14 protein-coding genes and 1 rRNA gene are annotated in these 20,727 nt (G+C 69.8%); 13 read left to right on the top strand and 2 right to left on the bottom strand.

The features are described 5' to 3' along the window. Positions 1–129 precede the first annotated feature (129 nt). Together OG246_RS13605 and OG246_RS13610 are read left to right on the top strand one after the other, a co-directional pair. Complete coding sequence (locus OG246_RS13605) at positions 130–3,819, top strand: glycosyltransferase (RefSeq protein WP_266460663.1); 3,690 nt, start codon at positions 130–132, stop codon at positions 3,817–3,819. Continuing rightward, complete coding sequence (locus OG246_RS13610; RefSeq protein ID WP_266460666.1) at positions 3,816–5,300, top strand: DUF5719 family protein; 1,485 nt, start codon at positions 3,816–3,818, stop codon at positions 5,298–5,300. Before OG246_RS13605 ends, OG246_RS13610 begins: the two co-directional genes overlap by 4 nt. A 75-nt stretch (positions 5,301–5,375) precedes the next feature. Here OG246_RS13610 and OG246_RS13615 read toward each other — a convergent pair whose 3' ends face one another. Continuing rightward, complete coding sequence (locus OG246_RS13615) at positions 5,376–5,825, bottom strand: metallopeptidase family protein (RefSeq protein WP_266464189.1); 450 nt, start codon at positions 5,823–5,825, stop codon at positions 5,376–5,378. A gap of 324 nt (positions 5,826–6,149) precedes the next feature. On the opposite strand from OG246_RS13615, the gene OG246_RS13620 reads away from it, so the two are divergent. The 9 genes from OG246_RS13620 (at position 6,150) to OG246_RS13660 (ending at position 16,407) form a co-directional block, all read left to right on the top strand. Next, a complete protein-coding gene (locus OG246_RS13620) occupies positions 6,150–6,575 on the top strand; it encodes a DUF3499 domain-containing protein (protein ID WP_266464191.1) in 426 nt (141 codons plus the stop codon). Between the two features lie 201 nt (positions 6,576–6,776). After that, positions 6,777–8,393, top strand: coding sequence for an L-lactate permease (locus tag OG246_RS13625; protein ID WP_266460669.1), 1,617 nt, complete (start codon positions 6,777–6,779; stop codon positions 8,391–8,393). Positions 8,394–8,546: 153 nt separating this feature from the next. Then, the gene (locus OG246_RS13630; RefSeq protein WP_266460672.1) at positions 8,547–9,914 is read left to right on the top strand and encodes a phosphomannomutase/phosphoglucomutase; all 1,368 of its coding nucleotides are present in this window, start codon (positions 8,547–8,549) and stop codon (positions 9,912–9,914) included. 263 nt (positions 9,915–10,177) lie between these two features. Next, a complete protein-coding gene (locus tag OG246_RS13635) occupies positions 10,178–10,348 on the top strand; it encodes a Trm112 family protein (RefSeq protein WP_266460674.1) in 171 nt (56 codons plus the stop codon). A 27-nt stretch (positions 10,349–10,375) separates the two neighbouring features. Then, on the top strand, positions 10,376–11,503 hold the full coding sequence (locus OG246_RS13640) for an SIS domain-containing protein (protein ID WP_266460677.1): 1,128 nt from the start codon (positions 10,376–10,378) through the stop codon (positions 11,501–11,503). A gap of 88 nt (positions 11,504–11,591) precedes the next feature. Next, positions 11,592–12,743, top strand: coding sequence for a mannose-6-phosphate isomerase, class I (gene manA, locus OG246_RS13645; protein ID WP_266460680.1), 1,152 nt, complete (start codon positions 11,592–11,594; stop codon positions 12,741–12,743). Between the two features lie 112 nt (positions 12,744–12,855). Continuing rightward, positions 12,856–13,833 (top strand): cation diffusion facilitator family transporter, encoded by a 978-nt coding sequence (locus OG246_RS13650; RefSeq protein WP_266460683.1) that lies wholly within the window; start codon positions 12,856–12,858, stop codon positions 13,831–13,833. A gap of 396 nt (positions 13,834–14,229) precedes the next feature. After that, positions 14,230–15,687, top strand: a complete 1,458-nt coding sequence (ahcY, locus tag OG246_RS13655; protein ID WP_266460686.1) for an adenosylhomocysteinase — start codon at positions 14,230–14,232, stop codon at positions 15,685–15,687. Between the two features lie 99 nt (positions 15,688–15,786). Next, a complete protein-coding gene (locus tag OG246_RS13660) occupies positions 15,787–16,407 on the top strand; it encodes a hypothetical protein (protein WP_266460689.1) in 621 nt (206 codons plus the stop codon). Positions 16,408–16,450: 43 nt separating this feature from the next. Here the strand turns inward: OG246_RS13660 and OG246_RS13665 are convergent, their stop codons facing one another. Continuing rightward, complete coding sequence (locus tag OG246_RS13665) at positions 16,451–17,449, bottom strand: RDD family protein (protein WP_266460692.1); 999 nt, start codon at positions 17,447–17,449, stop codon at positions 16,451–16,453. A gap of 119 nt (positions 17,450–17,568) precedes the next feature. Between OG246_RS13665 and OG246_RS13670 the strand changes: the two genes are divergently transcribed. Together OG246_RS13670 and OG246_RS13675 are read left to right on the top strand one after the other, a co-directional pair. Further along, positions 17,569–18,576: a stage II sporulation protein M gene (locus tag OG246_RS13670; protein WP_266460695.1), complete on the top strand. Its 1,008-nt coding sequence runs from the start codon at positions 17,569–17,571 to the stop codon at positions 18,574–18,576. 583 nt (positions 18,577–19,159) lie between these two features. After that, positions 19,160–20,687, top strand: a 16S ribosomal RNA gene (locus OG246_RS13675). Positions 20,688–20,727: the final 40 nt, after the last annotated feature.

Below are 20,727 nucleotides of genomic sequence, written 5' to 3' on the forward strand. Positions count from 1 at the left end.
TGGGTTATCCACAGGCGGCGGGCCGCTGTGTTGCCCAGCCGTTAGTGTGGGCCCTCGTCCGAGACGTCACGCTGTCCCCGCCGGACACAGACGTCCACCGCAGTCCACCGAACCGGGGCCCGTACCTCGATGTCCGTGCAGAGCCATACGGCAGGCCAACACGACGCTGCCACTCCTGAGTTCCCGCGCCACGTGGTGACCGCGGTGCTCGTCTCCCACGACGGCGCCCGCTGGCTGCCCGAGGCGCTCGCCGGGCTGCTCGGCCAGGAGCGCCCCGTGCAGAACGCGGTGGCGGCCGACACCGGCAGCGCGGACGACTCCGCCCAGCTGCTCACCGAAGCGCTCGGCGCCGACCGCGTGGTGCACCTCGCCCGGCGCACCGGCTTCGGCCAGGCCGTCGAGGAGGCCACCCGCACCGCCGGTGTCCTCACCCCGGACGACCTGCCCTACCTGAAGCGCCCCAGCGGCTGGGACCCCGTCACCCGCACCTGGCGCGACGACGCGTACGACATGCCGGACCTCCCGCACGGCGAGCCCGAGCAGTGGCTGTGGCTGCTGCACGACGACTGCGCGCCCGAGCCGGACGCCCTGGCACAGCTGCTGCGGGTCGTGGAGAACGAGGCGGAGCTCGGCAAGGAAGTCGCCGTCATCGGGCCCAAGCTCCGCGGCTGGTACGACCGCCGGGCGCTCCTCGAAGTCGGCGTCACCATCGCCAACTCCGGCCGCCGCTGGACCGGCCTGGACCGCCGCGAGCAGGACCAGGGACAGCACGACCACGTACACCCGGTGCTGTCCGTCTCCACCGCCGGAATGCTGATCCGGCGCGATGTCTTCGAGGAACTCGGCGGCTTCGACCGCCGGCTGCCCCTGATGCGCGACGACGTCGACCTGTGCTGGCGGGCCCAGTCCGCCGGGCACCACGTCCTCGTCGCCCCCGAAGCGGTCGTCCGGCACGCAGAGGCCTCCTCCCGCGAGCGCCGCACCGTCGACTGCGTGGGCCGCACCGCCGCCTCCCCGCACAAGGTCGACAAGGCGGGCGCCGTCTACACCCTCCTCGTCAACGCCCGTACGGCACAGCTGCCCTGGATCCTGTTCCGGCTGGTCCTCGGCACTCTGCTGCGCACGGTCGCGTATCTCGTCGGCAAGGTCCCCGGACAGGCCGTGGACGAGATCCGCGGCCTCCTGGGGACGCTGCTGCGCCCCGAGCGGATCCTCGCGGGCCGCCGCAGGCGCGGCCGCCCGCAGGTCGACAAGGACGAGCTGCGCCCGCTGTTCCCGCCACCGGGCGCGACCGTGCGGGCCACCATCGAGCAGGCCGCGGGCAGTCTCGTGAGCCGCTCCGACGCCGAGGCCACCGCCGGCGCCGGACGGCACGGCGGCGCGGTCGAGTCCGGGCCCGGCGGCGACGACGCCGACTTCCTGGAGGTCGAGCAGTTCGGCCGGGTCAAGCGCGTCGCGCGCAAGCCCGGACCCGTGCTCTTCGTCGTGCTGCTCTTCGTCTCGCTCATCGCCTGCCGCTCGCTGTTCGACAGCGGGGCGCTCGCGGGCGGCGCGCTGCTGCCCGCGCCCGGCGACTCCTCCGAGCTCTGGTCGCGCTATCTCGACGGCTGGCACGCGGTGGGCACGGGCGGGACACAGACGGCGCCGCCCTATCTGGCGATCGTCGCGATGCTTTCCTCCCTGCTCCTCGGCTCCACCGGGCTCGCGGTCACCGTGCTCCTGGTGGCCTCCGTACCGCTGGCCGGCTTCACCGCCTACTTCGCCTCGCGGCCCCTCGTCGAGTCGCGCCTGCTGCGCGCCTGGGCGTCCGTCGTGTACGCCTTCCTGCCCGCCGCCACGGGCGCGCTCGCAGGCGGCCGCATCGGCACCTCCGTCCTCGCGATCCTGCTGCCGCTCCTCGCGCGCGCGGGCATCGCCGCGAGCGGGCTGACGAACTCCTCCGGCACGCGCGGCAGCTGGCGTGCCACCTGGGCGTACGCCCTGCTGCTGACGTTCACCACGGCCTTCACGCCGATCGTGTGGCCCATCGCGCTGGTTCTCGGAATCGCACTCCTCGTAGTGCGCCGAAACGAGATCACCGCCTACGGACTGCGTTTTCTGGCCCAGCTCGGCACTCCGCTGCTGGTCCTCGCCCCCTGGTCACTGACGCTGCTCCCGTTCGGCTTCTTCAAGGAAGCCGGTCTGGAGTACGGGACCGGCTCGGCCTCCGCGCTCGACCTGCTCGGCGCCAGCCCCGGCGGCCCCGGGACCGTCAGCGGACTGATGCTGATCGGCGTGCTCCTGGCCGCGCTGGCCGCCCTGCTGCGCACCCAGCGCCAGGCGGGGATCTGGGCGGCCTGGGCCGTCGCCCTGGTGGCGCTCGTCTTCGCCGTGCTGTCCAACAGCTCCGCCTGGGCCGGCCCCGCGACCCTCGTCTACGGCCTGGCACTGCTCGCGGCCGCCGCGCTCGGCGCCGACGGGGCACGCTCGCGCGTGGCCGAGCAGAGCTTCGGCTGGCGTCAGCCGGTGGCCGCGCTGATCGCGTTCACCGCCGCCGCGGGCCCCCTGCTCGTCGCGGCCGGCTGGATGATCGGCGGCGCCGACGGGCCCCTGGAGCGCCGCGACCCGGTGCAGGTGCCCGCGTTCGTCGCCGAGGAGAGCGGCACCCGCGACCAGGCCCGCACCCTCGTCCTCGACAGCCGGTCGACCGCCGAGGTCGGCTACACCCTCGTCCGCGGCTCCGGCGCCCGCCTCGGCGACGCCGAACTCGCGGTGGCGGACGGTGAGAACGAGAAGCTCGGCAAGGTGGTCGCCAACCTGGTGGCGGGCTCCGGTGCCGACCAGGCCGACGAGCTCGGCGGCTTCGCCGTGCGCTATGTCCTGGTCCACAAGGGCGCGCCCACTGAAATGACCAGTGTCCTGGACGCGACGCCCGGCCTGAGCAGGCTCAGCCAGCAGGACGGCAGCGCCCTGTGGCGTGTGGACCAGCAGGTCTCGCGCGCCGCCATCGTCCCCAAGTCCGGTGACCCGCAGTCCATCGCCGCCGGACCCGTCGAACTGCACACCACCATCCCCGCCGGTGCCGACGGCCGCGTCCTGCGCCTGGCCGACACGGCCGACGAGGGCTGGACCGCGACCCTGGACGGCAAGCCGCTCACCCGCACCACGGTCGACGGCTGGGCGCAGGGCTTCGAACTGCCCACCGGCGGCGGCAAGCTGGACGTCACCTTCGACGCACCGCTGAGCCACACCGCATGGCTGTGGGCGCAGGGTGCCCTCGCCGTCGTCCTCGTGGTGATGGCTCTGCCCGGACGCCGCCGTGACGTCGACGACGACCTCCCCGAGGAGGAGGTCGTCTCCGCCCAGGAGGTAACAGGCGACGGCCGCCGCGCCCGCCGCCTGCGCGCCCAGGCGGAAGCCGAACAGGCCGATCAGGACACCGGTACTGCCGACGGCCTTCCTCCGCAGGAGCAGCAGCAGGAGGAGGAGGTCCCGGTCGCTTCGGCCGCCGTCCCGCAGCAGCAGGCGTACGGCGAGTGGGACACCCCGAGCTACGCAAGCGCCGAGTACGGCACCTACAGCGGCGAGCAGTACCAGGGCCAGCAGCAGTACCAGGCAGGCACGTACGAGCAGCCCTACCAGGCGGATCCGTACCAGAGCGGCCAGTACGACCCGTACGCCTACGGGGGCACGGCGCCGTACGACCAGACGTACAACCAGGGCTACGACACGAACGGCCAGGGCTACGACCCCGCGTACGACCCGTCGGCGCAGCCCCCGATGCCCCCGCAGCCGCCGCACGGCACCGACAGTGAGCGCCCCGACGGGAGCCAGCAGTGAACCGCACCACCCTGTCCCTGATCGCCGGCACCACCGCGCTGGCCGCCGTCACCGGCTTCGCCGCGCTCAGCGCGCCGGACGCGTCGGGCGACGGCACCGTGAAGACGGCCGCCCGGCTGCCCGTCGAGCGCACCAGCCTGCTCTGCCCGCAGCCGAGCACCTCCGACCTCGCCGAGACCGCGTACACGTCCTTCACGCCCGTCTCCGAGGGCACCGGCGACAGCGGCAAGGCCGAACTCCAGGTCGCGACCGAGGAGTCGGCGGACGGCGGCGCCGACGACAAGGCCGAAAAGCCCGTTCTGGAGGTCAAGGAGCCCGGCAAGCCGGCCACCGGCGACAGCTCGGGCGCAGAGGCCCCGGCTTTGGTCGGCACCGCCGAGGGCAAGTTCGCGTCCGGCTGGACCGTCCAGGAGACCACGGAGGTCGCCGCGGGCACCGGCCGTGGCCTGCTCGGCACCAACTGCACCGCTCCGGACACCGAGTTCTGGTTCCCGGGCGCCAGCACCGCCGACGCCCGCACCGACTATGTGCACTTGACCAACCCCGACGACTCCGCCGCCGTCGTCGACATCGAGCTGTACGACAAGGACGGCACCCTCAAGTCCCCGCTGGGCGAGGGCATCACGGTCCAGCCGCACTCCAGCGACGCGATCCTCCTGAACACGCTCACGGGCGATCCGCAGACCGACCTCACCGTGCACGTGACGGTCCGCAGCGGCCGCGTGGGAGCCGCCGTGCAGGCACTGGACGACAAGATCGGCGGTGACTGGCTGGCCGCCTCCACCGACCCGGCCGGCAGCCTCGTCCTGCCCGGCATCCCGAAGGACGCCACGTCCGTGCGCCTGGTCGCCTTCGTGCCCGGCGACACCGACGCGGATCTGAAGGTGCGCCTCGCCGCGCCCTCGGGCCTGATCACGCCCGCGGGCAACGAGACCCTGCACGTGAAGTCCGGCATGACGGCCGCCGTGGACCTCGGTGACCTGACGCGCGGTGAGGCGGGCTCCCTGGTGCTCACGCCCACCAGTACGTCGGTGCCGGTCGTCGCCGCCCTGCGGGTCGTCCGCGGCAAGGGCGACAAGCAGGAGACGGCGTTCATCCCCGCCACCGGCCCGGTGGCCGCCCGCGCGACGGTCGCCGACAACACGTCGAAGGCCTCCACCCTCACCCTGACCGCCGCAGGCAAGGCCGCCGAGGTCAAGGTCACCGCGTCCGCGGGCAGCGAGGGCGGTACGGCGGTGACGAAGACGTTCACCATCAAGGCCGGGACGACGGAGAACATCGAGGCGCCGGTCCCGAGCGGCCTCAAGGGGACGTACGCGCTGACCGTGGAGCCGGTCTCCGGCGGCTCCGTCTACGCCTCCCGGATGCTCACCGCCACCGAGAACGGCGTCCCGGGCTTCACGATCCAGACCCTTCCGGACGACCGCGGGACGGTGGCGGTGCCGGAGGCCGAGCAGGATCTTTCGGTGCTGCAGAAGTAGTGCTCCGGCAGGTGGTGATCCAGCAGGTGGTGATCCAGCGGTGGTCCGCCGGGGTGCGCACGGCCCCGGTGGACCTCAGTCCTCGCCGTACCGCGGATCCACCGTCTCCGGAGTGAGCCCCAGCAGCTCCGCGACCTGCTCCACGACGACCTCGTGCACCAGGGCGGCGCGTTCGTCGCGGCCCTTGGTGCGGATCTCGACGGGGCGGCGGTAGACGACCACGCGCGCGGGATGGCCCTCACGTGCCTGGATCGTGCCGCCCAGGGGCACCGCCTCGTCGCTCCAGCCGTCTCCGGAGCCCTCCAGGCGGGGCACCTCCAGGACGATGAAGTCGATGTCGGCGAGCTGCGGCCAGCGCCGCTCCAGCCGCTCCACGGAGTCCTGCACCAGGTCCGCGAACACCTCGGCACGGCTCGCGGCCAGCGGCACCTGGGGTGGCGCGACGGGGCCACGCATGCCCCTGCCATGGCGGTCACGACGGCGGGGCCCTGGTGCGGCGGCACGGGGAGGTACGGGGTTGTCCATCACTGACGAAGAGTAGTCCTCGTCAGGGTGGTGTGCCCGACCCCCACGCGGTGGACGGGAAGCGGTGCGGGATCTTGCTCTGTGATCGATGGGGATCTCGCTCCGTGACATTCCGGATGTCGCTGGATGACCATTCCAGCCAAGCTTGGGCTCGATTCCGTATCCCTCAAGACCGTCACTCACATGGCAATTGACATGATTTGCGCCAAGTGGTGACCGGTTTCAGGTCTGTTCGGCACCGTGACACGTGATGTCACCCCAGGTCAGGGCCGCGTGTACGGACGTTGATGTGGGCGGCCTCACAGCACGACACGGTGGGGTGACCTGGGAGAGAGTCGTCGCGGCCCGCTCAAGAGTGCGGTACCGTCCAACGTCGTGAGCCCTGTACGTCGCTGTTCGCGCACCGCTTGCGGCCGTCCCGCCGTCGCGACGCTGACGTACGTCTACGCCGACTCGACCGCGGTCCTCGGCCCGCTCGCCACCTACGCCGAACCCCACTGCTACGACCTGTGTGCCGAGCACTCCGAGCGCCTCACCGCGCCGCGCGGCTGGGAGGTCGTCCGGCTCGCCGACTCCTCGGCTCCCTCCCGCCCCACCGGTGACGATCTGGAAGCGCTCGCCAACGCGGTGCGTGAGGCGGCCCGTCCGCAGCAGCGCGCGGCGGGCGCCGGTGGCAGCGCGCGTACGGCGGACCCGATGGAGGTCGCGCGCCGCGGCCATCTGCGGGTGCTGCGCTCGCCGGACTCCTGAGCTCCACTTACCCGGCCGCACGCCCTTTCCCTGCCTGACCTGGCTGAACTCCCCCTCCCTGACGGGAACTTCACCTCGGTGCATGTTCCGTGCACGTTTCACTCAGCGGCGTACAAGTATTGACGCGAACCTGTCATGGACGGACTATGCCTCCGCCAGCGAGAAACCGCTTTCCGCATCGCGGAATCCGAGGAGGCGCCCGTGTACGTCCAGGAACTGGAACCCGTGGCCGGCTCGCTCGGCCTGTCCGCCCTCGTCGCGACCCTGCCCCTCGTCATTGTCCTGATCCTGCTCGGCGGCGTCCGCATGAAGGCGCACCTGGCAGGACTGATCGGGCTCCTGGCCGCCGCACTGGTCGCGTGGCTCGCGTACGGCATGCCGGTCGGACAGACGCTCTCCAGCGCCGCCCAAGGGGCCGTATTCGGCCTCTTCCCCATCCTGTGGATCGTCGTCAACGCCCTGTGGGTGTACCGGATGACGGTCCACACCCGGCACTTCGACATCCTGCGCCGCTCCTTCGGGCGGCTGTCCGACGATCCGCGCATCCAGGCCCTCGTGGTCGCGTTCTGCTTCGGTGCGCTCCTGGAAGCCCTCGCGGGCTTCGGCGCGCCCGTCGCGATCTGCTCGGTGATGCTGGTCGCCCTCGGCTTCGACCCGGTGCGCGCCGCGGTGGTCGCGCTGGTCGCCAACACCGCTCCGGTCGCCTTCGGCGCGATGGGCACGCCGGTCGTCACACTCGCCCAAGTCACCGGTCTGCCACTGGACTCCGTCGCCTCCGTAGTGGGCCGTCAGACGCCTCTGCTGGCCCTCGTCGTACCGCTCGTGCTCGTCTTCCTGGTCGACGGGCGGCGCGGGCTGCGCGAGACCTGGGTGCCCGCCCTGGTGTGCGGGATCGCCTTCGCCGCCGCCCAGTTCGCCGCCTCCAACTATGTCTCTCCGCAACTCGCCGACATCGGGGCCGCCTTGGCCGGAGCGGGCGCCCTGGTCGCCGTACCGCACGCGCGCAGGCCCGCCGCCGAGCCCGTACGCGTGGCGGTCCTGACCGGCGTACGCAGCGAGGACCTGGACGAGGAGGACCCGCGGCCCGAAGTCGTGCGCGCCTACTCCCCGTACGCGCTGATCGTCGTCATCTTCTCCATCGCCCAGATCCCCGCGGTGAAGGACTGGCTGGCCCAGGCGACACGCGTCTTCGACTGGCCGTTCCTGAACGTGGTCAATCCGGACGGCGAGCCGGTAGGCGGCAATGTCTTCACGCTGCCGCTGGTGTCGACCGGCGGCACACTCGTGCTGCTCGCCGGGCTGTGCACGGCCGTCGTACTCGGGGTGCACGCGCGCGTGGCGGTCAGGGAATGGGCCGCGACGGTGCACGAGTTGAGGTTCGCGATCCTCACCGTGACGTCCGTGCTGGCCCTCGCCTACGTCATGAACCTCTCCGGACAGGCCGCCACGATCGGCCACTTCGTAGCGGCGGCCGGCGCGGGGCTCGCCTTCCTGTCACCGGTTCTGGGCTGGTTCGGCGTCGCCGTCTCCGGCTCCGACACCTCGGCGAACGCCCTCTTCGGTGCCCTCCAGGTGAGCGCGGCAAGGGAGTCGGGACTGTCCCCCGAACTGCTCGCCGCCGGCAACAGCTCGGGCGGCGTCCTCGGCAAGATGATCTCGCCGCAGAACCTGACCATCGCTTGCGCGGCGGTCGGACTCGCGGGCCGCGAAGGCGACGTGCTGCGCAAGGTGCTGCCGTGGAGCATCGGGCTGCTGTTGATCATGTGCCTGATCGTGGCGGGGCAGAGCACGCCGGTCCTGGGGTGGATGCTGCCGTGACAGGGCGGGGTCGGCTTGCCGCGGCGTGTTACCCCCAGGTGACAATGCGAGCCCGCAGATGACGGATGGGCATCCGCTCAGCCACCGCAGGCAGGGCTGTCGGTCCGGCCAGGTAGTTTGAGCCGACCGAATTGGATTTATGGAGGGTTGGTCGTGACTGCTGATCTGTCGCAGCTCGTGAAGGCGTACGACGTACGCGGTGTGGTCCCGGACCAGTGGGACGAGGCACTGGCCGAGCTGTTCGGAGCGGCCTTCGTCCAGGTGACAGATGCGGACGCGATCGTGATCGGGTACGACATGCGGCCCTCGTCGCCCGGCCTGTCGCGCGCCTTCGCGCGCGGTGCGGCGGCGCGCGGTGTCGACGTCACCGAGATCGGGCTGTGCTCGACCGACCAGCTCTACTACGCGTCGGGCGCCTTCGACCTGCCGGGCGCCATGTTCACGGCCTCGCACAACCCCGCCCAGTACAACGGCATCAAGATGTGCCGGGCGGGCGCGGCCCCGGTCGGGCAGGACACCGGACTCTCCGAGATCCGCGGCCTCGTCGAGTCCTGGCTCGACTCGGGTGCCCCGGCGCCCTCGGACGTGACGCCGGGAACGATCACGCAGCGTGACACGTTGAAGGATTACGCGGCGCACCTCCGCGGCCTCGTCGACCTGACCTCCATCCGCCCCCTGAAGGTCGTCGTCGACGCGGGCAACGGCATGGGCGGGCACACGGTCCCGACGGTCTTCGACGGACTGCCCCTCGACCTGGTCCCGATGTACTTCGAGTTGGACGGCACGTTCCCGAACCACGAGGCGAACCCGCTCGACCCGGCGAACATCGTCGACCTCCAGAAGCGCGTCCGCGAGGAGGGCGCCGACCTCGGCATCGCCTTCGACGGCGACGCCGACCGCTGCTTCGTCGTCGACGAGCGCGGCGAGCCGGTCTCCCCGTCCGCGATCACGGCCCTGGTCGCCGCCCGCGAGCTGGCCAGGAACGGCGGCAAGGGCACGGTCATCCACAACCTGATCACGTCCTGGTCGGTCCCGGAGGTCGTCCGGGAGAACGGCGGCACGCCGGTACGCACGCGCGTGGGCCACTCCTTCATCAAGGCCGAGATGGCGACGTCCGGCGCGATCTTCGGCGGCGAGCACTCCGCGCACTACTACTTCAAGGACTTCTGGAACGCGGACACGGGCATGCTGGCAGCCCTCCACGTCCTCGCCGCCCTCGGCGGCCAGGAGGGCACTCTCTCCGCCCTCGTCGCCCAGTACGACCGCTACGCCGGCTCCGGCGAGATCAACTCCACGGTCGACGACCAGAAGGCCCGCCTCGCCGCGATCAAGACCACCTACGAGGGCCGCGAGGGCATCACCCTCGACGAACTGGACGGCCTCACGGTCACCGCCGAGGACTGGTGGTTCAACGTCCGCCCCTCCAACACCGAACCGCTGCTCCGCCTGAACGCGGAGGCGCGCGACGAGGCGACGATGGAGAAGATGCGGGACGAGGTCCTGGGCATCATCAGGGGCTGAGCCTTCCCTCGGCCGGCGCTAGAAGTCTTTAGCCCGTCCGGCGTTTGAGGACGAGCGCGCAAGCGCGACAGGGGGGTCTGGGGGCGCAGCCCCCAGGTACGGGACGGGTAGGGGCGGAGGGGGCGAAAACCCCACCCACCCCAGCCCGCACCCAGTCAGCACCCCTGAGCGCACCCCCTCCAAGCCAGCGCCGCGCCCCCGCACACAGCCCCCCACAGCGGTACCCTGACCAGGCCGCATCCACCTGTTCGGAAGGACACACCATGCCGCTCGAAGCCGGCCTCCTGGAGATCCTCGCCTGCCCGGCCTGCCACGCCCCGCTCAAGGAGCAGGAGAGCGAGCTGATCTGCACCGGCAACGACTGCGGCCTCGCGTACCCCGTCCGTGACGGCATCCCCGTACTGCTCGTCGACGAGGCCCGCCGCCCCGCGTAACGACCCGGCGATCGGAGGCTGCCGCCCATGCTCGACGAATCGCTGCTCGACACCCCCGAGGCACTGGCCCAGGCGGACCGCCGGGGCCTCCTCAGGGGGGCTGCCGAAGCAGGCGCCCATGTGCGCACCGCCGCCCGGCACGCCGCCGAGGCCGGCATCGCGGAGCTCAAGCCGGACGGCCGCCCGCGCGGCGTCCTGATCGCGGGCCCGGGCACCGCGGCCACCTGCGTCGCCGACCTGCTCGGCACCCTGGCCGGCGCGGGCTGCCCGGTCACCCGGCTGAGCCCCACCGGCGTCGCCCCCGCCGCCGGCGCCCTGCGCTGGGAACTCCCCGGCTGGGCGGGCCCCGTGGACCTGCTCCTGGTCGCCACCCCCGACGGCTCCGAGCCGGGCCTCTCGCTCCTGATCGAGCAGGCCTACCGCCGCGGCTGCGCCGTAGCCGCCGTGGCCCCGCCCCAGTCCCCGCTGTCCGAGGCGGTGGAAGGCGCGCACGGCCTGTTCGTAGCCCTGGCGACCACCCCGTACGAGCAGGACGAGCCCGCGGCCGCGTCCGCCCCCGGCGTCCTGTGGGCGCTGCTCACCCCGCTGCTCGCGCTCCTCGACCGCACCGGCCTGCTCACGGCGCCCCCGGAGGCCATCCAGAAGGTCGCCGACCGCCTCGACGCCGTCGCCGAGCGCTGTGGCCCGGCGATCGCGACGTACAGCAACCCCGCCAAGACCCTGGCCGCCGAACTCGCCGAGGCGCTCCCGGTGATCTGGACCGAGGGCTCGTCCGCGGGCCCGGCGGGCCGCCGCTTCGCCGCCACACTCGCCGAACTGGCCGGACGCCCCGCGCTCACCGGCGAGTTGCCCGAGGCGCTCGCCGCGCACACCGCGCTGCTGGCCGGCGCGCTGGCCGCCGGCGCCGACCCCGACGACTTCTTCCGCGACCGCGTCGAGGAGCAACAGGCCATCCACGCGCGCGTGGTGCTCCTCCGCGACCGCCCGACAGGCGGCCTCACCGCCGCCCCGGCCGCCCGCGAACTCGCCCTCAGCCACGACACCGCGATCAGCGAGCTCGAACCCGAGGAGGGCGGCGAGCTGGAGACCCTCGCGGAACTGATCGCCATCACGGATTTCGCCGCCGTTTACCTGGCGCTCGCTTCAGGGGCCTGATCTGGACGCACACGGGGCAGCCCGCACCGGACCCCGCACGGCGACAAACGCCCGCTGACCAGCGTACGTATGGAGAGAACGACACACTATGGACCGCCTCGACAACACCATCCGCCCCTACGCCTGGGGTTCGACCACCGCCATCCCGCGGCTGCTCGGCGTGGAGCCGACCGGTGAACCGCAGGCGGAGATGTGGATGGGCGCCCACCCGGGCGCACCCTCGCGCACCGAACGCGGTCCCCTCACCGAGGTCATCGACGAGGACCCCGAGAAGGAACTCGGCCGCGCGGCCGTCGCCAAGTTCGGCCCCCGCCTGCCGTTCCTGCTGAAGATCCTCGCCGCGGGCGCCCCCCTCTCCCTCCAGGTGCACCCCAACCTCGAACAGGCGAGAGAGGGTTACGAGGACGAGGAGAGCCGCGGCATCCCGGTCGACGCCCCGCACCGCAACTACAAGGACGCCAACCACAAGCCCGAACTGATCTGCGCCCTCACGGAGTTCGACGGCCTGTGCGGCTTCCGCGCCCCCGACGAGGCCGCCGAACTGCTCGCGGGCCTGGACGTCGACTCCCTCAAGCCGTACGCCGACCTGCTGCACGCCCACCCCGAAGAGGCCGCCCTGCGCGAGGTCCTCACGGCGCTGCTGACCGCCGACCCGGACGACATGGCCCACACGGTCAGAGAGGCAGCGACGGCCTGCGCCCGCCTCGGCGGCTCCTACGCCCCGTACGCCGACCTCGCCCACCACTACCCGGGCGACCCCGGCGTCATCGCCGCGATGCTCCTCAACTACGTCCAACTGCAGCCCGGAGAGGCCCTGTTCCTCGGAGCCGGCATCCCGCACGCGTACCTGAACGGCCTGGGCGTCGAAATCATGGCCAACAGCGACAACGTCCTGCGCTGCGGCCTGACCCCCAAGCACGTCGACGTCCCCGAACTCCTGCGCGTCGTCCGCTTCGAGGCGAGCGACCCCGGCGTACTGCGCCCGGAGGCGTCCCCCGATGGCGAGGAGGTCTACGCGACCCCCATCGACGAGTTCCGCCTCTCCCGCTTCGTCCTGCCCCAGGACACCGCCCCGCACGACCTCACCGCCGCGACCCCGCAGATCCTGCTGTGCACGGCGGGTTCCGTACGAGCGGACGGCATCGCGCTCGGCCCCGGCGAGTCCGTCTTCGTACCCGCAGGCGAAAAGGCCGAAGTGTCTGGCCCTGGCACGATTTTCCGGGCGACCGTAGTGGCCTGATGTGACCACTGTGGCGGCCTGACGCGCCGTTGTCCGAGCGGACTGCAACAATGGCCCACTGGCAAAAGGCAGGCAAAGCCCTGGACGGCGTACGAAGGGACAGCAGGAGCACATGAGCGCTTCAGGCGGCACCAAGGCGATCGTGGCGGCACTCGCCGCCAATCTCGCGATCGCGGTAGCGAAGTTCGTGGCGTTCCTCTTCAGCGGTTCGTCGTCGATGCTCGCGGAGTCCGTGCACTCGCTCGCCGACTCCGGCAACCAGGGCCTTCTCCTGCTCGGCGGCAAGAAGGCCCAGCGCGAGGCGACCCCGCAACACCCCTTCGGCTACGGCCGCGAGCGCTACATCTACGCCTTCCTCGTCTCGATCGTCCTCTTCTCGGTCGGCGGCATGTTCGCGATCTACGAGGGCTACGAGAAGATCAAGCACCCGCACGAGATCGAGGCCTGGTACTGGCCGGTGGGCGTCCTCGTCTTCGCGATCATCGCGGAGTCCTTCTCCTTCCGGACTGCCATCAAGGAGTCCAACCCCCTGCGCGGCAAGAAGTCGTGGAAGGAGTTCGTCCGCCATGCCAAGGCCCCCGAACTGCCGGTCGTGCTCCTGGAGGACCTCGGCGCACTGGTGGGTCTGGTCCTGGCGCTGTTTGGCGTAAGTCTCGCCCTCGCCACCGGCGACGGCGTCTGGGACGGCATCGGCACGCTCTGCATCGGCATCCTGCTCATCGTGATCGCGCTGGTCCTCGCCGTGGAGACCAAGTCCCTCCTGCTGGGCGAGTCCGCGGGCCTCGAAGAGGTCAAGAAGATCGAGGCCGCCATCGTCGACGGCCACACGGTCACCGGCATCATCCACATGCGCACCCTCCACCTCGGCCCGGAGGAGCTCCTGGTCGCGGCCAAGATCGCGGTCCAGCACGACGACACCGCCACCGAGGTCGCCTCCGCGATCAACGCCGCCGAGTCCCGCATCCGCGAGGCCGTCCCGATCGCCCGCGTCATCTACCTCGAGCCCGACATCTACAACGAGGCAGAGGCGGCGAAGGGCCCGGACCGCGAAGCGACACCGGGCGGCCCGGCACATCCCGCCGAGCACTGATTCCCTCTTGTACGTCACCGGGGCCCGCCTGAAGTTCGGACGGGCCCCGTTCCGTTGGACCTGCCCGATCCCTCCGCCCCGGAGATCACCAAGACCGGCTCGGCCACGGTTCCGTCGAGCGCGGCCCACCTGACGCGTTCCGCTGAGCGCCCCTGTGTTCGGAGGTGGACTGGGGAGGGCCGGGCACACCGGTGTAGCTTGGTGGTTGAGCCAGACGTCGCTGCTGATGGCGGTCGGGCGGTCCCACCGCGGACCGGCCGAGGGAGAGAGGGCCTCCGACGGACTGCGCTGCGCGCACCGGGCACTCCTGTGTCCAGCCGGGCACGCGTGTGCCCGCCGCCGCGCAGACCAGCCGCACGACCTCGCCCCAATCCCGATCTTGAGGAGCAGCTCGACATGACGACTGTCGACAACCGACAGGACTTCAAAGTCGCCGACCTCTCCCTGGCCGCTTTCGGCCGCAAGGAGATCACCCTCGCCGAGCACGAGATGCCCGGCCTGATGTCGATCCGCAAGGAGTACGCCGAGGCACAGCCCCTCGCGGGTGCCCGCGTCACCGGCTCCCTGCACATGACCGTGCAGACCGCCGTCCTCATCGAGACCCTCGTCGCCCTGGGCGCCGAGGTCCGCTGGGCCTCCTGCAACATCTTCTCCACCCAGGACCACGCCGCCGCCGCCATCGCGGTCGGCCCGAACGGCACGCCCGAGAACCCGCAGGGTGTCCCGGTCTTCGCCTGGAAGGGCGAGACCCTGGAGGAGTACTGGTGGTGCACGGAGCAGGCCCTGACCTGGCCGAACACCCCCACCGGCGGCCCGAACATGATCCTGGACGACGGCGGTGACGCCACCATGCTCGTCCACAACGGCGTCCAGTACGAGAAGGACGGCAAGGTCCCCTCCGTCGACACCGCCGAGTCCGACGAGCACCGCGTCGTCCTCGAGCTCCTCACCCGCACCATCACCGAGGGCTCGCAGAAGTGGACCCAGCTCGCCTCGGAGATCCGCGGCGTGACCGAGGAGACCACGACCGGCGTGCACCGTCTGTACGAGATGCACCGGGACGGCTCCTTGCTGTTCCCGGCGATCAACGTGAACGACGCGGTGACGAAGTCGAAGTTCGACAACAAGTACGGCTGCCGGCACTCCCTGATCGACGGCATCAACCGTGCCACCGACGTGCTGATCGGTGGCAAGACCGCGGTCGTCTTCGGCTACGGCGATGTGGGCAAGGGCTGTGCGGAGTCGCTGCGCGGGCAGGGCGCCCGGGTCATCGTCACCGAGATCGACCCGATCTGCGCGCTGCAGGCGGCGATGGACGGCTACCAGGTCACGACGCTCGACGAGGTCGTCGAGGTGGCGGACATCTTCGTCACCACGACGGGCAACAAGGACATCATCATGGCCGCGGACATGGCCAGGATGAAGCACCAGGCGATCGTGGGGAACATCGGCCACTTCGACAACGAGATCGACATGGCGGGCTTGGCGCAGGTCGAGGGCATCGTCAAGGACGAGGTCAAGCCGCAGGTCCACACCTGGACGTTCCCCGACGGCAAGGTCCTCATCGTGCTGTCCGAGGGCCGCCTGCTGAACCTGGGCAACGCGACGGGTCACCCCTCGTTCGTGATGTCCAACTCGTTCGCGGACCAGACGCTGGCCCAGATCGAGCTGTTCACCAAGCCCGAGGAGTACCCGACCGACGTGTACGTGCTGCCCAAGCACCTGGACGAGAAGGTCGCCCGCCTCCACCTGGACGCACTCGGCGTGAAGCTGACGACGCTGCGCCCGGAGCAGGCCTCCTACCTCGGCATCGAGGTCGAGGGCCCGTACAAGTCGGACCACTACCGCTACTGAGTTCCCCGCCGAGCAGCGGTACCACCGCTCGGCGTACGGATGTCAGCAGGCCCTCGCCGTCACGGCGGGGGCCTGTCCCCGATGAGGACCTGAACCCCCATGCCCCGCGGCCGCTATTCGCTCCATGATCCGCACGATCACACCCCCCTCGCCGAAGAACACTTCCACTGCGCGCCCGGCCCCTCCGGCTGGCGCTACGTCTCCCAACTCACCACCCCCTCCGGCGACCATGCCGGCTCCGTCGACCTCGCGCTCGACGACCTCGGCCGCCCCATCCGCCTTGAACTGAACGCCGCGAGCTGGCAGATCCGCGGCGCCGCGCTCGACGGCGTCACCTGGGTCCGCACCGACCCCACCGGCACGCAGGCCACCGAAGGCAACGTCCGCGCCCACGCCTTCACCGGCTCGTCCCCGGCGTTCCTCATCGCCACCGCACGTCTCCTTCGCCTCACCCCTTCCCCCCCCGCCTCCGCGACCCGTGTACGCCTCGTCGCCTTCACCGACCCGGTCCTCGCCCCGCGCACCCTCGACCAGTCCTGGGCCTTGATCTCGAGAGAAACACACGCCACTGACAACGGCCCCCTGACCGTGGACGAATACCAGGTCACAGCCCTGGACACCGGTGAACAGCACGCCGTACACATCGCGGGAGACGTGGTGCTCGCGGCACCCGGCATCGAACTGGAACACCTCGAATCGCCCCCGTCGGTCTTCACCTGACGAGACGTCGGCGCCGTTCGCCGCTCGGCGCCGACACCGGTGGTTACGCGGGCGGCGCGAAGCCGGTCGAGGGACGGTCGGCCTGGTCCTGCTGCGGTGCCGCGGGCGGCGCTGGGACGGGCAGCGGTGCGATGTTCTGCGGCGACTGCGGCGTCGGCGATGCCTGTGGTGACGGGGCTCCCGGAATCGTCGGCGGATAGGGGTAGATGCCTGGTTGCACCGGCGCAGGTCCGACCGCGCCCGGCATCGCCATCACCGGTCCACCCGGGCCCCCATGGCCGGCCATGGCGAGGCCACCGCCAAAGGATCGCCGAGCCTCCCGCGCCTGCCGCTCCTGAACCACGGCCGCCAGATACGCGGCCGGCGGGACCCCGTGCGGCGCCGGAGTCCCCGTACGGGTGGCCAGATCCATCGCGAGCCGCTCCGCCATCGCCCCACCGACCTGCGGATCCAGCTGCTGCATACGCGTCAGGTACTGCCGGATGGCCAACCACAAGCCGTCCGGAACCGCGGACAGATCAAGCTCGGAGAATCGCCCCGCCAGCCAGGGCGGCGGTGGAGGCACGAAAGACGTGCGGCCGGCCGGAATCCTTTCCCGTACGACAAGGGTCCCCGCGAACACGTCACCCAGCCGCCGCCCGCGCGCCGACACGAGCGAGGCGATGCACGCGACGACCCCGAACGTCATCAGAAGCTCGACCACACCGACGGCACCGCGCACCAGCGCATGCCGGAACCGGATCGGCCCGCCGTCGTCCCGCACCACCCGCAGCCCGAACGCCAGCTTCCCCAGCGAACGCCCGTGGCTGAGTGTCTCCACCGCGATCGGCCCGCCCACCAGCACGAGCAGGAAAGCCGCGATCGAGACCGCGACCTGCGCCGCTTCGTCCAGCGCAGCCGTCGCGGCCACCAAGCCGATGGTCACGAGGACATAGACGGTCATCGTCACGACCAGGTCCAGCAAGACGGCCAGCGCCCGGCTCGGCAGTTTCGCGGGGCGCAGCTCCAGCGCCACCGCCTCGCCCGTCACTAGCTCACTCACGCTTGCCGTCCTTCCCCTGACCTGCCTCGAGAACGGCCAGTCTGCCAAGCTGAGGGCACATCGCGCCGCAGTACGACAAGCTGACACTTGCGACGAGCAGCCGAGGAGTAGCCAACCAGATGGACCTCGACGTCTTCGTGTCCGCCCACCGCGCCGAGTGGGACAGGCTCGACGCACTGATCCGCCGCCAACGCCGCCTCACCGGGGCCGAGGCCGACGAACTCGTCGCCCTGTACCAACGCACCGCCACCCACCTCTCCCTGATCCAGTCCAGCGCCCCGGACCCTCAGCTGATGGGCCGCCTCAGTCAACTGGTGGCACGCGCGCGTAGTGCAGTGACAGGCACCCGCCGCGCCTCCTGGCGCGATGTCACCCGATTCCTGACGCACGGCTTCCCGGCAGCGGTCTACCGCTCGCGCCACTGGTGGGTTCCCACCGCTCTCCTGTCCACCCTGGTCGCGGCCCTACTGGGATGGTGGATCGGTACGCACCCCGAGGTCCAGTCCTCGATCGCGGCGCCCAGCGACCTGCGCGAGCTCACTCGCCCCGGTGGCCAGTACGAGACCTACTACTCCAGCCACCCGGCCGCGTCCTTCGCGGCCCAGGTGTGGACGAACAACGCCCAGGCCGCCGCGATGTGCCTGGTCCTGGGCGTCTTCCTGGGCCTGCCGGTCATCTGGATCCTCTTCGAGAACATGCTCAACCTTGGTGTCGGCATAGGCCTGATGTCCTCGGCCGGCCGCCTCGACACCTTCCTGGGCCTCGTCCTCCCACACGGCCTCCTGGAATTGACGGCCGTCTTCGTTGCCGCCGGCACAGGTCTGCGACTGGGCTGGACCCTGATCGACCCGGGTCCCCGTCCCCGTCGCACGGCACTCGCCGAAGAAGGCCGAGCCGCCCTGGGCATGGCAATAGGCCTGGCCCTGATCCTCTTTGTCTCAGGCGCCATCGAAGGCTTCGTCACACCGTCCGGACTCCCCACCTGGGCCCGTATAGGCATCGGAATCGCGGCTGAACTGGCCTTCCTCGCGTACGTCTATGTACTGGGCGGTCGTGCGGCACGCGCCGGTGAAACCGGCGACGTCGACGAAGCCGAGCGCAGCGCCGTCCTCCCGACGGCTGCCTGATGTGCGACCCCCCTCGCTGACCTGCTAGTCTCCTCTTCGCCCCACAAGAACCGTTGACACGGAACGAGCGGGGAGGTAGATTCGAACAGTTGCCTAGAACTGGACAGCTCCAGTGGCAGCGGTTAGGGTCTGCCTGCTTCTGGAAACGTCGTTTTCCGAGAGGCCCCTCCCGATGATTCAGAAATGGATGCCGGTCAGTCCGGCCCAAAACCTCTGATAAAGTCGGAACCGCCGGAAAGGGAAACGCGAAAGCGGAAACCTGGAAAGCACCGAGGAAATCGGATCGGGAAACGGTCTGATAGAGTCGGAAACGCAAGACCGAAGGGAAACTGCCCGGAGGAAAGCCTGAGAGAGTCTCTCGGGTGAGTACAAAGGAAGCGTCCGTTCCTTGAGAACTCAACAGCGTGCCAAAAATCAACGCCAAGTTTGTTGATACCCCGTCTCCGGCCATTCGGCCGGGACGAGGTTCCTTTGAAGTAAAACATCAGCGAGGACGCTGTGGACCGTGGGGATTATTCCTCCCTTCGGTTCCGCTCTCGTGGTGTCGCCCCGCAGTCTTTAATTAGACGCAGTCGGGAAAACATTCACGGAGAGTTTGATCCTGGCTCAGGACGAACGCTGGCGGCGTGCTTAACACATGCAAGTCGAACGATGAAGCCCTTCGGGGTGGATTAGTGGCGAACGGGTGAGTAACACGTGGGCAATCTGCCCTTCACTCTGGGACAAGCCCTGGAAACGGGGTCTAATACCGGATAACACTCCTGCCCGCATGGGCGGGGGTTAAAAGCTCCGGCGGTGAAGGATGAGCCCGCGGCCTATCAGCTTGTTGGTGAGGTAGTGGCTCACCAAGGCGACGACGGGTAGCCGGCCTGAGAGGGCGACCGGCCACACTGGGACTGAGACACGGCCCAGACTCCTACGGGAGGCAGCAGTGGGGAATATTGCACAATGGGCGAAAGCCTGATGCAGCGACGCCGCGTGAGGGATGACGGCCTTCGGGTTGTAAACCTCTTTCAGCAGGGAAGAAGCGAAAGTGACGGTACCTGCAGAAGAAGCGCCGGCTAACTACGTGCCAGCAGCCGCGGTAATACGTAGGGCGCAAGCGTTGTCCGGAATTATTGGGCGTAAAGAGCTCGTAGGCGGCTTGTCGCGTCGGTTGTGAAAGCCCGGGGCTTAACCCCGGGTCTGCAGTCGATACGGGCAGGCTAGAGTGTGGTAGGGGAGATCGGAATTCCTGGTGTAGCGGTGAAATGCGCAGATATCAGGAGGAACACCGGTGGCGAAGGCGGATCTCTGGGCCATTACTGACGCTGAGGAGCGAAAGCGTGGGGAGCGAACAGGATTAGATACCCTGGTAGTCCACGCCGTAAACGGTGGGAACTAGGTGTTGGCGACATTCCACGTCGTCGGTGCCGCAGCTAACGCATTAAGTTCCCCGCCTGGGGAGTACGGCCGCAAGGCTAAAACTCAAAGGAATTGACGGGGGCCCGCACAAGCAGCGGAGCATGTGGCTTAATTCGACGCAACGCGAAGAACCTTACCAAGGCTTGACATACGCCGGAAAGCATCAGAGATGGTGCCCCCCTTGTGGTCGGTGTACAGGTGGTGCATGGCTGTCGTCAGCTCGTGTCGTGAGATGTTGGGTTAAGTCCCGCAACGAGCGCAACCCTTGTTCTGTGTTGCCAGCATGCCCTTCGGGGTGATGGGGACTCACAGGAGACTGCCGGGGTCAACTCGGAGGAAGGTGGGGACGACGTCAAGTCATCATGCCCCTTATGTCTTGGGCTGCACACGTGCTACAATGGCAGGTACAATGAGCTGCGATGCCGCGAGGCGGAGCGAATCTCAAAAAGCCTGTCTCAGTTCGGATTGGGGTCTGCAACTCGACCCCATGAAGTCGGAGTTGCTAGTAATCGCAGATCAGCATTGCTGCGGTGAATACGTTCCCGGGCCTTGTACACACCGCCCGTCACGTCACGAAAGTCGGTAACACCCGAAGCCGGTGGCCCAACCCCCTTGTGGGGAGGGAGCTGTCGAAGGTGGGACTGGCGATTGGGACGAAGTCGTAACAAGGTAGCCGTACCGGAAGGTGCGGCTGGATCACCTCCTTTCTAAGGAGCACTTCTTACCGATCCCTCCGGGGTGAGGTCA

Origin of the sequence: Streptomyces sp. NBC_00620, assembly GCF_026341825.1 — a bacterium.
Lineage (GTDB): Bacteria > Actinomycetota > Actinomycetes > Streptomycetales > Streptomycetaceae > Streptomyces.